The organism is Mesorhizobium loti CJ3sym (assembly GCF_000472785.1).
GTDB lineage: Bacteria > Pseudomonadota > Alphaproteobacteria > Rhizobiales > Rhizobiaceae > Mesorhizobium > Mesorhizobium loti_E.
This window is the reverse complement of record NZ_AXAL01000003.1, coordinates 15,939-28,777: the sequence shown is the minus strand read 5'-3', so window position 1 is coordinate 28,777 and position 12,839 is coordinate 15,939. Positions and strand designations below refer to the sequence as shown.

Below are 12,839 nucleotides of genomic sequence, written 5' to 3'. Positions count from 1 at the left end.
GTCTCGAATTCGTCAGCTCTAAAGCTGGAGCCCATCATGAAGTCGCTCCCGATCACCATCGACAGCGTGCGCAAGACCTTTGGGTCTTACGTCGCGCTGGATGATGTCTCGCTTGACATTCAGGCTGGCGAATTCCTCACGCTGCTGGGGCCGTCCGGGTCGGGCAAGACCACGCTGCTCATGGCTTTGGCCGGTTTTGTCCGGCCCGATCGAGGTAAACTCCTGCTGGGGGATCGCGACATTACCCGCCTGGCCCCCAACAAGCGCGACATCGGCATAGTGTTCCAGAACTACGCCCTGTTTCCCCACATGAACGTTCTGGCAAATGTCGAGTATCCGTTGGTGCTGCGCAAGGTGCCGAAAGCGGAGGCCCGGCAGCGGGCGCTTGATACCTTGGCCCGTGTGAAGCTGGAGGGTCTGGCGGAGCGCAACATTGCCGCATTGTCCGGGGGACAGCGCCAGCGGGTAGCCTTGGCGCGGGCGATCGTCTTCGAGCCACGCGTGATGTTGATGGACGAGCCGCTGTCGGCGCTCGACAAGAACCTGCGCGAAACCATGCAGTACGAGATCCGGCGTCTGCACGATGATCTGGGGATCACCACGATCTATGTGACGCATGACCAGCGCGAAGCTCTGACCATGTCCGACCGGGTCGCGGTGATGAATTCCGGCCGCATTCAGCAGATCGATACGCCACAGCGGATTTATGATCGCCCATCGACCCGCTTCGTCGCGGAGTTCATGGGTGAGGCCAACATTGTGGCCCCCGGCTCGGTGCGCAGAATGGACGGCGCCGATGAGTCACGCGAAGCTCTGATGATCCGCGCGGAAAGCCTCCATCTTGATACGGAACTCGTCGGGCGAGACGGGGTGGCGCTCGAAGGAATACTGAGCGCCAAGGCGTTTCGCGGTGAGAACTGGCTTCTGACGCTGGCGCTTGACGGCGGGCAAGAGGTTCTTGCCTGTATTCCGGCGGCGCTTGCCGGCGGCTGCACCGAGCTCGCCGCCGGTCAGCGGGTGACCGTATATGCACCAGCAGCGAAGGTTCACGCCATACCGGGAGCGATAGCGTGACCATCGCCGCCGATCCTGCGCTCGCGGCAGATGCGCGAAGCGAGCGGCGGTTCTTCCTTGCGCTGTCGCTCCCGGCGCTCTTCATCGTTGGACTGGCAGCGATACTGCCCATCCTCTGGATTATCAGGCAATCCTTCCTGACCACAGGAGGTCAGTATACTGTCGGCAACTACGAGAAGGTGCTTTCGAGCGGACTGACATGGTCGGCACTCGTGACAACCGTTGAGCTGTCCTTTGGGACGCTGGCGTTCTGCATTCTTCTCGGCACCCCGCTGGCCCTTGCTCTGGCCAGCGCCAGGCCAAGGGTGGCCAATTTGCTGATGGCCTTCGTCATGCTGCCGTTGTGGACTTCCATTCTGGTGCGCACCTATGGCTGGCTCGTGCTGTTGCGGCGCGATGGCTTGATCAACGCGGCTTTGACCGGCTCAGGCCTTACAACGGAGCCATTGCCGCTGGTCTACAACTTCACCGGAACGCTCATCGGCATGGTTCACTACATGCTGCCGCTCTTCCTGCTGCCCGTTTATGCCGCGATGCGCGATATCGACGCAAACCTCGTCCGCGCGTCGGCGAGCATGGGCGCCACTCTCGGGCAAACGATCCGCACGGTCATTCTGCCGCTTTCTGCCGGTGGCATCTTCTCGGGTTCGATCATCGTCTTCATCTACACCATAGGGTTTTTCATCACGCCCGCGGTGCTTGGCGGCGGCAAGGTAAATCCTCTCTCCATCCGGATCGAGCGCACGCTGTCGACCTTTCAGGATTGGGGGTCGGCGAGCGTCCTGGGTATTCTGCTGCTCATTCTCATGGCGCTGATCGGCGTGATGTTCCTGGCGGCGCGACGGCTGATGGCGCGCAACAATGTCGGTACAGTCCATGCTTGAAGCCTATCCAGACAACAGGCCGGCCCGCATTTTTCTGTGGAGCTTTTGCGCGCTCGTAATGGCGTTTTTGATGCTGCCGACGCTGGTCGTCGTCCCGCTCTCCTTTTCGTCGTCCAATCTTCTCGAGTTCCCACCGCGCGCATACTCGTTGCGCTGGTACGAGGCTTTCTTCGGCTCGGCGACATGGATGGCCGCACTCAGGACGAGCTTGATCCTTGGCACATTGACCGCGATAGTCGCAGTGCCCCTGGGGCTGCTGGCCTGCATCTCGATAAATCGGCTCGGCGGAAAGGCCGCCGCAACCATTCAGGGTATTCTGCTCACTCCGTCCATCGTGCCGGGCATCCTGCTGGCGATCGGCCTTTTCTTTGTGCTGGCGGCGCAACATCTGGTCGGGACGCTGTTCGGCGTGCTGGTTGGGCATGTGGTGCTGGCCATTCCGGTCGCCTGCATTGTGTTGTTGCCCGCTCTGGCCCGCTTTGACTGGAACCAGGTGCAGGCAGCGCGCAGCCTCGGCGCAAACTGGGCGAGAGCCATTGGCGGCATAATTGTCCCGCAGCTTCAGATCAGTCTGTTGTCGGCCACGTTGATGGCCTTCCTGACGTCGCTCGACGAGTCCGTCATTTCGATCTTCGTCGCCAGCGGTCAAAACAGCACGTTGCCGAAGCTCATGTTCCTGTCGCTGCGCGATCAGATCGATCCGACCATTGCGGCGATCTCGACATTATGGACCGTCATCGTCGTGGCCGTAGTCCTGATTGTGACCCTTCGCCAAAAATCCTGACAGAGACTGGAAACATGCCTACAAATCATCACGCAGCCGATGCTCCGGCGGATCAATCAACCGACATTCCTCAGGTAGGGTTGGCCATCATCACCGGCTCGGCAAACTGGGGGCTTGCCTTCCCGGAAGATGTCGAATTCGAGGGTGTGCGCACCTTGCAGCGCGACATGAGTTTTGAAACGCCTTTCGGTCGCACCGACAACTGGAAGCTGCTCGAGTTCGATGCGTCGATTACCGCGGAAGGCAAGACGAAACGTGCCTTGTGCATGTATTCTCACGGCAATCCCCGCGACCATATCGACCATTCCTGCCATCGCCGCGCGTTCTGGGTCTTGATGAACGCGGGTGTAAGGCAAGTGCTGTCCTGCTCGACCATCGGCGCCGTCAACAAGGCGATCCAGCCCGGTGATATGGTGGTCAACGCCGATATCATCGAACTGACGCAGACCCCGTTTTCACTGCTTCCCGGCCGCCAGAGCTTCGACTGCTCGGGCAAGCAGATCGTATGTCCAAGATGTGCGGCGGTTCTGGTCGAAACCGCCCGCCGTCATTGGCCAGCCGAATGCCGTGTTCATGGCATCGAACAGCAATTGGTCGCTGGCCACTGCTATGGGCCGCGACTGACAAGCCCAGCCGAAGCCCTGGCGTTTCGAAGCATGGGAGCGGATGTGCTCAACCACTCGATTGCCCCTGAGGCGACTTTGTCGCGCGAGATCGGTGCATGCTTCGTGCCCTTGGCGTTCGTCACGGCCGGCTTTAACGACTATATGGACCGCAATCGCCAGAAATTGCTGCAGGAGGACGTGTTGCCGAGCCTCTCCATGACAGCCTCGCGGGTCGCGCTGGAGACCGCGGCACGACTTCCGGTCAATCCGGAATGCTCTTGCCACGGTTTGAAGTCGCCTCAACCGGAAGAGCGGTCGAGCCGGTTCTGAGGGAGGGCAGCGCAAGGTCGTGGCGAGGTCTGAGAGCAATTCCAGTGTGAAACGGTTTTCCCGGGAAAAGCGCATAGCGCTTTCCCTTGGGAATTGCGTCAAAACAAAGAGTTGGAGCGCTGCGCAGTTTCCGTGAAACCGTGAACTGCTCTAGATTAGCCAGCCGGCGTGAAAATGCCGTCGATGGCGGGCGCGGCGTCTGTCGACACCATGCCGCGCGTCACCAGGTCCTCGAGATGGGCAAGCACCGACAGCCCGGCTGCACCATGCAGCCGGGGATCGGTATCCCTGTAGATCGCCTTGACCATTTCGGGGACGGTCCGGTCGCCGGCTCTGACCCGCTCCAATATGGCCCGCTCGCGCATCTTGCGATGCGTCTTCAACCCGCGCATGAACGCGCGCGGCTTCGTCACCGGTCCGCCATGGCCAGGCAGCAGCAGGTGGTCGTCGCGCTCGATCAGTCGGTCCAGCGATGCCATGTAGTCGGCCATCGCACCATCGGGAGGTGCCACGATGGACGTCGCCCACGCCATCACATGATCGGCCGAAAACAGGATGCCGGTTCCTTCCAGCGCGAACACCGCATGATTGGCTGTGTGGCCGGGGGTGAGAACCGTGCGTATCGCCCAGCCATCGCCTGCGACCATCTCACCATCAGGCAGCGCGATGTCGGGAACGAAAGCGGTGTCGGCGCTGGCGTCGAGCGCGTTGGTCTCGCCGATGTGCAACGGCCTCGCCGGCCGGTGCGGCCCCTCCGCCAGCACAGGGGCGCCCGTGCGCTCCTTCAGCCGGGCCGCCAGCGGGGAATGGTCGCGATGCGTGTGGCTGACGAAGATGTGGCTGACCGGCCTGCCGGCGATCACGTCGAGCAGGGTCTGAAGATGCGCCTCGTCCTCCGGCCCGGGATCGATCACCGCCAGCGTGTCGCGCCCAACGACATAGCTGTTGGTGCCATGGAAGGTGAAGGGGCTTGGATTCCGGACCGTGACGCGCTGCACGTCTGGTGCCACGGTCACGCCCCGGCCGTAGTTCGGATCGAAGCTGGTATCGAATTTGAGAGCCATGTCTTTTCGATCCATGTCTTTTCGAACCATATCGGCACATTGTTCCCGGGAACAATGCAGGCACATTGTGACCGGAACGGCAAAACCGATTGCCGCATAGCACGCAAGCCAATATAGGAAAACGCTGAGACCACGACTATTGGATCGCGACAGATCGGATTGGGGAAGACCATGGCAACTGCAACGACGATGCGCCCGCTTGTTTCTCTGGCTTTGCCGCAAGAAGGCGCGGCGCGACTGGCAACGCAGCTTTTGCTAGCGATCGCCGGAACGCTGCTGCTCACCCTGTCGGCCAAGACCAAGGTTGTGCTAGGCCCCGTCGATATCTCCATGCAGACGCTCGCCGTCCTCTTGATCGCCGCCGCCTTCGGCATGCGTCTCGGCGTCGCCACCTTGCTGCTCTACATGGCGGAAGGTGCGATGGGCTTTCCGGTCTTCCAGGGCACACCGGAAAAGGGCGTCGGCATCGCCTACATGCTCGGCTCGACCGGCGGCTACCTCGCTGGCTTCGTGGTCATGGCGGCAATTGTCGGCTGGGCCGCCGATCGCGGCTGGGATCGCCATCCGATCAAGCTTTTCAATGCGATGCTGGTTGCCGAAGTGGTGATGATGGCGATGGGCTTCGCCTGGCTGGCGCTGCTCATTGGCCCGGAAAAGTCCTGGCAGTTCGGCGTCGTGCCGTTCATCGTCGGCGATCTGATCAAGGTGGCGCTGGCAGCAAGCCTCGTGCCGGCCGTCTGGTCGCTGCTGAAGCGCGCCTGAGGCTTTGAAAACAGGCTGGTCCAGAACATTCTGTGCAGCCATCAATAAAGATCAGCCAATGCCAAATCGGTGCCTGCGCCCAAGGTCGTGATTGGTCGGCCGGTGCGGCAGCAGCCCGTGAACCGAAGGTGAAGGCATTGGATCTGTGCCCACAGTCCGGGACATTGCGTCGATAAGTGGAAAGCCGGCCCGGCTTTCCACGGTTGCGCAGAACAACGCTGGAGCAATTCCAGGAAAAGTGTGAAACGGCTTTCCCGCAGGCACTGCGTCAGAACAAAGATCCAGACCATCTCACCGTTTCAATGAACAGTGATCTAGTCTAGATCGAAGCTGCCCAAATATTGCACCTAAAATTATAGGCTTGCTGGCGAAACCGCACTGGCGTAGCCCTTGATTCTCGACTGAGTCGAGCAGCCGACGGCGAGAGGCCTGTCTACGCTCCACGAGCGAGCAGCCAAGCCAAGTGTATCTTTGTATGGCGACGACCGACACGGCAACTTCGGGGGAAGGGGCAAGAAGTTGAATGTCGCAGCATCGGCTATTGCAGGAAGCAGCAGGCACTTCCTGTTCAGAATTCGCTTTCAACTGCTCGGCGGCCTGACGTTCGCGATTTTTGCCCCGGCCATCGCTCGGATTGCCTTCAAGCCCGACGCTATCTACACGGCCAATCTTCAGGTGACGGTAATTGCCGCAGTGATGGCGCATCTGGCCGGTTTTCTTGCCTATCGTCGCATCGGAAATTTCCCCGGTGTGGCGGCTGCAAGCTACATCTTGCCGACTTTCGCCTTGTCCTACGGGGCGGTTTTCCTGACCATCTTCTTTTTCCGTTTCGAGTACAGTCGCTTTCAGGCCGCGGCGAGCTTCACGCAGTCCACGCTCTGGTATTTTGGCCTCAGCCTCATGACGCGTCGCCTCGAGCCGTACCGGCTCGTCATCATCCCTGGCGGGGATGTCCAGCGTCTCAGGGCGTTGCAGGGCGTGCACTGGTTCTGGATCAACTCGACCAGCACCATCATCGAAAAGGCAAACGGCGTGGTTGCCGATCTGCGCGCCGATCTTGGCGACGAATGGGAGAGATACATCGCCGACCGTGCCCTGTCAGGCACACCGGTCTACCATGTCAAGCAGATCAGCGAATCGCTGACCGGTCGCGTCGAAATTGAGCATCTGTCTGAAAACACACTCGGATCGCTCAATCCAAACCAAGCCTATCTCAAGATCAAGCAGGCCGCTGATTGGGTTTTTGCACTCGTCCTCGTTATGGTCTTTTCTCCGGCCCTGGCGTTGATCGCACTGCTGATCCGGCTCGACTCGGACGGTCCCGTGCTGTTTCGGCAGCAACGCATGGGTTACCGGGGCCATATCTACACGGTCTACAAGTTTCGCTCGATGCGGGAGCACCTTGGCGCCGGCAGCGACAAGGAGAAGGCGATCACCAAGCGTGATGACGACCGTATCACCCGTGTCGGGCGTGTCCTGCGCAAATTCAGGCTCGACGAGCTGCCACAGGCCATCAACATCTTGCGCGGCGAAATGAGCTGGATCGGACCACGGCCCGAGGCTGTCGTGCTGTCGCAATGGTATGAGACCGAGTTGCCGTTTTATCGCTACAGGCACATCGTCAGGCCGGGCGTCAGCGGGTGGGCGCAAGTGAATCAGGGGCATGTCGCGGCGGTCGGCGATGTCATGGAGAAGTTACACTATGATTTTTACTACATTAAGAACTTCTCGCCTTGGCTAGACGTATTGATTGTTCTTAAAACAATAAAAACAATGCTTACCGGGTTTGGCGCGCGATAGCTGACGCCGAGACCCGATGTCGATTGCAAATACGGGAACTCAATGGATCTCGCCTCCAGGAAGATTGCTGTTATCGGGCTTGGCTATGTCGGCCTGCCGCTAGCCGTGGCCTTTGGGGCCGCCAGGGATGTGGTCGGCTTCGACATCAGCCAGTCGCGGGTCGAAGCGTTGCGGCGTGGTGACGATCACACGCTCGAAGCCAGCAGGGAGGAAATCGCTGCCGCTTCGCGGCTGACCTTCACCACCGACAAGGCCGACCTGCGCGATTGCGGGGTCTTCATCGTCACGGTCCCGACGCCGATCGACAAGGCCAACCGGCCGGATCTGAGGCCGCTGATCATGGCGTCGACGACGGTCGGCGAGGTCATATCCCCTGGCGCGGTGGTGATCTTTGAATCGACCGTCTATCCCGGCTGTACCGAAGAAGTATGCGCACCGCTGATCGAGAAGCATTCCGGTCTGCGCTTCAACGAGGGTTTCTTCCTCGGTTATAGCCCGGAACGCATCAATCCGGGTGATCGCGAACACAGGCTGCAGACGATCATCAAGGTCACCAGCGGCTCGACGCCGGAAGCGGCGGAGGCCATCGACGCGCTCTATGCCTCGATCGTGCCGGCGGGCACGCACCGCGCGTCGAGCATTGCGGTGGCCGAGGCGGCCAAGGTCATCGAGAACACGCAGCGCGACCTCAACATTGCGCTGATGAACGAGTTGTCACTGATCTTCGGCAAGCTTGGTATCGATACGACCGAAGTGCTGGAGGCCGCCGGCACGAAGTGGAATTTCCTGCGCTTCACGCCTGGCCTTGTCGGGGGGCACTGCATCGGCGTCGATCCCTATTATCTCACCCACAAGGCTCAGGAACTCGGTTATCATCCCGAGGTGATTCTTGCCGGGCGCCGCATCAATGACGCCATGGGCCAGCATGCGGCGGATCAGACGGCCCGCCTGATGATGCGCAAGGGCATCCCTGTCGTCGGCAGCCGGATCCTGATCATGGGCGCGGCCTTCAAGGAAAACTGTCCGGACCTGAGAAATTCCAAGGTCGCCGACATCGTCGCGCAATTGAGGGAGTACAATGCCGAAATCGACATATGGGACCCCTGGGTCGACACGCAGGAATGCGCGCGCGCCTTCGGCGTGCCGAGCGTGAAACATATTCCGGCCACACGCTATGACGGCGTCATCGTTGCCGTCGGACACAGGCAGTTCCGCTCGCTGGGGGTTGCCGGCCTGCAGGCGCTTTGCAAGGCCCCGGGCGTCATCTACGACATAAAGGGCCTGTTCCCCAGGCATGTTACGGACGGGCGTTTCTGATGAAGGTTCTGGTCACCGGCGCCGCCGGCTTCATAGGTTATCACGTCGCCCGGCGGCTGCTGGAGCGCGGCGACGAGGTTGTCGGCATCGACAGCATCAACGACTATTACGATCCCAAGATCAAGCAGGCGCGGCTGGGGCTGCTCGCCGAGGCAAGCCGCAGCACCAATGCCGGCTATCATTTCATCCACGGCAATCTCGCCGACAGAAGCGTCGTGGACGGCTGCTTCGCCAGCCATGCCTTTGACCGGGTGATCCATCTCGCCGCCCAGGCCGGGGTACGCTACAGCCTGGAAAATCCGCACGCCTATGTCGAAAGCAACATCGTCGCTTTCACCAACATGCTCGAGGCCTGCCGCAACGGCCGTGTGGGGCACCTGACCTATGCCAGCACGTCGAGCGTTTACGGCGCCAACACCGACATGCCATTTTCCGAGCATCGTCCGGCCGACCATCCGCTGCAGTTCTACGCCGCGACCAAGCGCGCCAACGAACTGATGGCGCACAGTTACAGCCATCTGTTCAGGCTGCCGACCACGGGCTTGCGCTTCTTCACCGTGTACGGCCCCTGGGGGCGCCCCGACATGGCGCTGTTCCTATTCACCAGGAGCATCCTGGCTGGCGAGCCGATCAAGCTGTTCAACAACGGCAACCACAGCCGCGACTTCACCTTCGTCGAAGACATCGCCGAAGGTGTGATCCGCGCCAGCGACAGTCCCGCGGCCGGCAACCCTGCCTGGGATTCCGGCCATCCGGATCCGGCCACGAGCAGTGCGCCCTGGCGCATCTTCAACATCGGCAACAACAACCCGGTGAAGCTGACCGCCTATGTCGAGGCGCTGGAAAACGCGCTTGGCCGCAAGGCCATCATCGAGCTGTTGCCTTTGCAGGCCGGCGATGTTCCCGACACCTTCGCCGACACCTCGGCCCTGCAAGCGGCGGTCGGCTACCGCCCCGGCACTTCCGTGACCGAGGGGGTAGGGAGGTTTGTGGAGTGGTACCAGGCGTATTTCGGGCGGGGGTAGGGGGCACGTCTTTGCACGCAAAATCGATGGTGGGCTAGTGTCCTTGCTGCGAGGGTTCGTTCGCACAAACGTGGCACTCTCTGAGTGCCTGGACAGAGTTTTGCCGCTACGGCTGCGCGCGGATGGCAACCACACTTTCGCTGCGGAAATCGCGCCGGCGCTGCTGACAGCCAATGCATTGGTCTATGATCTCGGCGGTGGGGCACGGCCGCTTGTCAGCCTGGCGCAGAAGCGCCGCCTGGGGCTGGTTGTGGTCGGGGTGGACCTCGATGCCGAGGAACTTTCGAAGGCTCCAGGCGAGGTCTATGACGAGCAGATCGAGGCAGATTTGACCTTGTTCAGAGGCAAGGGAGATGCCGATCTGGTGATATGCCAGGCCACACTGGAACACGTGCGCGACGGCGAGGGCGCATTTCGCGGCATTTCCAGTTGCGTCAAACCCGGCGGCGTTGTTGCCATTTTCTCGCCGTCGCGCAATGCCGTCTTCGCCAGGTTGAACCGGATTTTGCCCGAGAGGGTCAAGCAGCGCCTGCTTTTTGCGATCTACCCTGACAAGGGCAAGGGCCATGACGGGTTCCCGGCCTTCTATGACAAATGCCTGCCTAGCGAGGTGGAGAGGATCGCGGCGCAAAATGGCCTGGAGCTTGTCCAGCGCCGCCTGTTCTGGAGGAGCTCATACTTTTATTCTTTCGTGCCGGCCTTCCTCGCCTGGCGCATCTGGCTTGGCGTCGCGGCTCTCTTTTTCGGCAAGGATGCGGCTGAGACCTATGCCTATGTCTTTCGGCGAAAACAGTGACCCTCGCGGCGACCAGACCAAACAGGCGGCGAACCGGGTGAAGACCATGCGCCAGGACAGAAAATCGTCGAGTGGCCCAAATGGCCGGATTGCCGTTTTCATCCCCTCGCTTCGAGCGGGCGGCACCGAGCGGGCAATGCTTACTCTGGCCCGGGAATTCGACCGACGCGGGCTGACCACCGATCTCGTGATTGGACGTGCAACGGGCGAATATCTCTCCCTGGTTCCCGCCACCGTAAGGATAGTGGACCTGCATGCCTCTCGCATGCTGTTCTCGCTATTCGGTTTGATCCGGTACCTTAGAACGGAGCAGCCTGAGGTGATGCTGTCAGCCCTGCCTCATGCGAATATCCTGGGAATAGTCTCGTCCTTCCTGTCGCGCCGAAGGGTGCGTACGGTCATATCCGAGAGAAGCAACCTGTCCAGGACCCTTGCGGATACCAAGCTGATCCGCGAGAGATTTTTGCCGTTTCTCATGCGCATGACTTACGGCTATGCCGACAGGATCATAACCGTCTCACATGGTGTTGCAGACGATTTGATCAGCAGTATAGGGCTCGACAGAAGTTCCGTCGAAACGATCTACAATCCGTTGGACATCGAATACATCGAGGCGCAGTCGACCGAGCCCTTGGTTCATCCATTCGCGGATGAGGATGGCAGGCTTCTGCTGGTAGCCGTCGGTCGCCTCGATTTCGCAAAAGACCACGCCACCCTCATAAGCAGCTTTTCGCAGGTCGCAACGAAAAGGCCCGTCAAACTGGCGATTGTCGGAGAAGGCCCGCAACGCGCATCGCTGCAGACGATGATCGACGAACTCGACCTGAGCTCTTCGGTCGCCCTGATCGGCTTTTCGAAAAACCCGTATCCATGGATGCGGCGTGCCGCGCTGTTTCTTCATTCCTCGCGCCGGGAAGGGTTTCCCAACACGATCATCGAAGCGATGGCTTGCGGGGCGGCGGTGGTGAGCACGAACTGCGAAAGCGGGCCGGCGGAAATTCTGGAGAACGGCAAATGGGGGCGCCTTGTGGCGGTAGGCGACGTGCAAGGCTTCGCGGCCGCGATATCGGCCGGCCTCGATGACGCCAGCCATCCGGATGTCAGACGTCGGGCACAGGATTTCAGTGTCGAAAAGGTAGCTGACGCATACCTGCTTGCGATGCGGCCAGACCGCACGAGGGCGATGGGGAAGGAGCGATCGCATTAAGGTCCTGCATGTCATCACCGGACTTGAGAATGGCGGTGCAGAGGCGGCTCTGTTTCGCCTCTGCACGGCCGAGCACGCCCATTCGCACTGTGTGGTCTCGCTATCTGGCGAGGGAAAATATGGGCCGCTGCTTCGGGAGGCCGGGGTACCCCTCACATGTCTGTCGATGCCCAGGGGGCGGTTGAGCCTCAGCGGGCTCGCAGCGTTTCGGCGAGTCTTTTCGACCTATCGGCCAGATGTAGTCCAGTGCTGGATGTACCACGCGAATCTGGTTGGAGGCGTTTTGGCATGGTTTGCCGGTATCAAGCCGGTTCTGTGGGGGATGCACAATTCCGGACTGGATCCCCGTGTCGCCCCCTTGGGTACAAGGGCGGTGGACAGGCTCTGCGCGCTCCTATCCCGTGCGATCCCCGCCCAGATTGTGAGTTGTTCGAAACAAGCATCACGGCGCCATATTGCTGCAGGCTATTCGAGCTCGAATTGGACGATAATACCGAACGGTTATGACCTGGCCGTCTTCGAACCGGACGAGAAGGCGCGCACGCTGCTGCGCCAAAGCTGGTCGATAGATGACGGCCAGTTCGTCATAGGAAGCGTCGCCCGCTGGCATCCCGACAAGGATCACAAGAATCTTGTCGCTGCCTTGGCGAAACTGTCGGCTCGCGCCGAGCTTCCTTTCAGGTGTATTCTTGTTGGCCCGGGAATCACGGCTGAAAATGCCGAGCTTGCCGGATTGCTGGATCGCTTTGGGGTTCGCGACAAGGTGATGCTGCTTGGTCCAAGCGACGATGTTGCCGGGCTCATGAATGCGTTTGACATCCATGTGCTTGCCTCCAGTCGTGAAGCCTTCCCGAATGTAGTCGCGGAGGCGATGGCGTGTGGCACGCCCTGCGTGGCAACGGATGTTGGAGATATCGGCATGCTTGTCGCCGACACCGGGTCTGTCGTTCCAAGTCAGGATTCCGACGAGCTTTCTCGTTCTATCGCCATCATGGCTTGCGAAATCCGCGACCAGCGATCCTGGACGGCCAGACAGCAGGCATGCCGCGATCGCGTCGCTTCGGATTTTTCACTTGAACGGATGGCAAAGTCGTATGGCGCGCTATGGGAGAGATTATCCTTCAATGGCTAGCGCCGAATGCGTCGCTGCCTGGCAGGAGAGGCGGTATTTTTAGCAGGGCAATGGGTTTA

Annotated in this window: 12 protein-coding genes; 11 read left to right on the top strand and 1 reads right to left on the bottom strand. The window is 60.5% G+C overall.

Annotated features, from left to right (window positions below):
• Window positions 1-36: 36 nt before the first annotated feature.
• Genes A3A9_RS0107050 through A3A9_RS0107035 form a run of 4 tightly spaced genes read left to right on the top strand, consistent with a single transcriptional unit; the run spans window position 37 to window position 3,677 of the window.
• A complete protein-coding gene (locus A3A9_RS0107050; RefSeq protein WP_033838406.1) occupies window positions 37-1,074 on the top strand; it encodes an ABC transporter ATP-binding protein in 1,038 nt (345 codons plus the stop codon).
• On the top strand, window positions 1,071-1,958 hold the full coding sequence (locus A3A9_RS0107045) for an ABC transporter permease (RefSeq protein WP_027058143.1): 888 nt from the start codon (window positions 1,071-1,073) through the stop codon (window positions 1,956-1,958). Before A3A9_RS0107050 ends, A3A9_RS0107045 begins: the two co-directional genes overlap by 4 nt.
• Entirely contained in the window at window positions 1,951-2,742 is a 792-nt protein-coding gene (locus A3A9_RS0107040) for an ABC transporter permease (protein WP_027058142.1), read from the top strand. Before A3A9_RS0107045 ends, A3A9_RS0107040 begins: the two co-directional genes overlap by 8 nt.
• Before the next feature lie 14 nt (window positions 2,743-2,756).
• Complete coding sequence (locus A3A9_RS0107035; RefSeq protein ID WP_027058141.1) at window positions 2,757-3,677, top strand: 5'-methylthioadenosine phosphorylase; 921 nt, start codon at window positions 2,757-2,759, stop codon at window positions 3,675-3,677.
• A 155-nt stretch (window positions 3,678-3,832) separates the two neighbouring features.
• Here the strand turns inward: A3A9_RS0107035 and A3A9_RS0107030 are convergent, their stop codons facing one another.
• Window positions 3,833-4,741 carry an MBL fold metallo-hydrolase gene (locus tag A3A9_RS0107030; protein WP_027058140.1) on the bottom strand — a complete coding sequence of 303 codons (909 nt, stop codon included), beginning with the start codon at window positions 4,739-4,741 and terminating at the stop codon, window positions 3,833-3,835.
• A gap of 171 nt (window positions 4,742-4,912) precedes the next feature.
• Between A3A9_RS0107030 and A3A9_RS0107025 the strand changes: the two genes are divergently transcribed.
• The 7 genes from A3A9_RS0107025 (at window position 4,913) to A3A9_RS0106995 (ending at window position 12,780) form a co-directional block, all read left to right on the top strand.
• A complete protein-coding gene (locus A3A9_RS0107025) occupies window positions 4,913-5,503 on the top strand; it encodes a biotin transporter BioY (protein WP_027058139.1) in 591 nt (196 codons plus the stop codon).
• 519 nt (window positions 5,504-6,022) lie between these two features.
• A complete protein-coding gene (locus A3A9_RS0107020; protein WP_051370816.1) occupies window positions 6,023-7,303 on the top strand; it encodes a sugar transferase in 1,281 nt (426 codons plus the stop codon).
• 42 nt (window positions 7,304-7,345) lie between these two features.
• Window positions 7,346-8,620: a nucleotide sugar dehydrogenase gene (locus A3A9_RS0107015; RefSeq protein ID WP_027058137.1), complete on the top strand. Its 1,275-nt coding sequence runs from the start codon at window positions 7,346-7,348 to the stop codon at window positions 8,618-8,620.
• The gene (locus A3A9_RS0107010; RefSeq protein WP_027058136.1) at window positions 8,620-9,645 is read left to right on the top strand and encodes an NAD-dependent epimerase; all 1,026 of its coding nucleotides are present in this window, start codon (window positions 8,620-8,622) and stop codon (window positions 9,643-9,645) included. Before A3A9_RS0107015 ends, A3A9_RS0107010 begins: the two co-directional genes overlap by 1 nt.
• A 100-nt stretch (window positions 9,646-9,745) precedes the next feature.
• Entirely contained in the window at window positions 9,746-10,441 is a 696-nt protein-coding gene (locus A3A9_RS0107005; protein WP_027058135.1) for a class I SAM-dependent methyltransferase, read from the top strand.
• Complete coding sequence (locus A3A9_RS0107000) at window positions 10,419-11,648, top strand: glycosyltransferase (RefSeq protein ID WP_202596356.1); 1,230 nt, start codon at window positions 10,419-10,421, stop codon at window positions 11,646-11,648. Before A3A9_RS0107005 ends, A3A9_RS0107000 begins: the two co-directional genes overlap by 23 nt.
• On the top strand, window positions 11,596-12,780 hold the full coding sequence (locus A3A9_RS0106995) for a glycosyltransferase (RefSeq protein WP_202596355.1): 1,185 nt from the start codon (window positions 11,596-11,598) through the stop codon (window positions 12,778-12,780). The genes A3A9_RS0107000 and A3A9_RS0106995 overlap by 53 nt, the downstream gene beginning before the upstream one ends.
• Window positions 12,781-12,839 lie beyond the last annotated feature (59 nt).

What these genes read in the sequence shown, in the direction of transcription:
- A3A9_RS0107050 (WP_033838406.1), top strand. Translation starts at nt 37, where the DNA reads ATGAAGTCGCTCCCGATCACCATCGACAGCGTGCGCAAGACCTTTGGG.
- A3A9_RS0107035 (WP_027058141.1), top strand. Translation starts at nt 2,757, where the DNA reads ATGCCTACAAATCATCACGCAGCCGATGCTCCGGCGGATCAATCAACC.
- A3A9_RS0107040 (WP_027058142.1), top strand. Translation starts at nt 1,951, where the DNA reads ATGCTTGAAGCCTATCCAGACAACAGGCCGGCCCGCATTTTTCTGTGG.
- A3A9_RS0107000 (WP_202596356.1), top strand. Translation starts at nt 10,419, where the DNA reads ATGTCTTTCGGCGAAAACAGTGACCCTCGCGGCGACCAGACCAAACAG.
- A3A9_RS0107025 (WP_027058139.1), top strand. Translation starts at nt 4,913, where the DNA reads ATGGCAACTGCAACGACGATGCGCCCGCTTGTTTCTCTGGCTTTGCCG.
- A3A9_RS0107030 (WP_027058140.1), bottom strand. Translation starts at nt 4,741, where the DNA reads ATGGCTCTCAAATTCGATACCAGCTTCGATCCGAACTACGGCCGGGGC.
- A3A9_RS0107010 (WP_027058136.1), top strand. Translation starts at nt 8,620, where the DNA reads ATGAAGGTTCTGGTCACCGGCGCCGCCGGCTTCATAGGTTATCACGTC.
- A3A9_RS0107015 (WP_027058137.1), top strand. Translation starts at nt 7,346, where the DNA reads ATGGATCTCGCCTCCAGGAAGATTGCTGTTATCGGGCTTGGCTATGTC.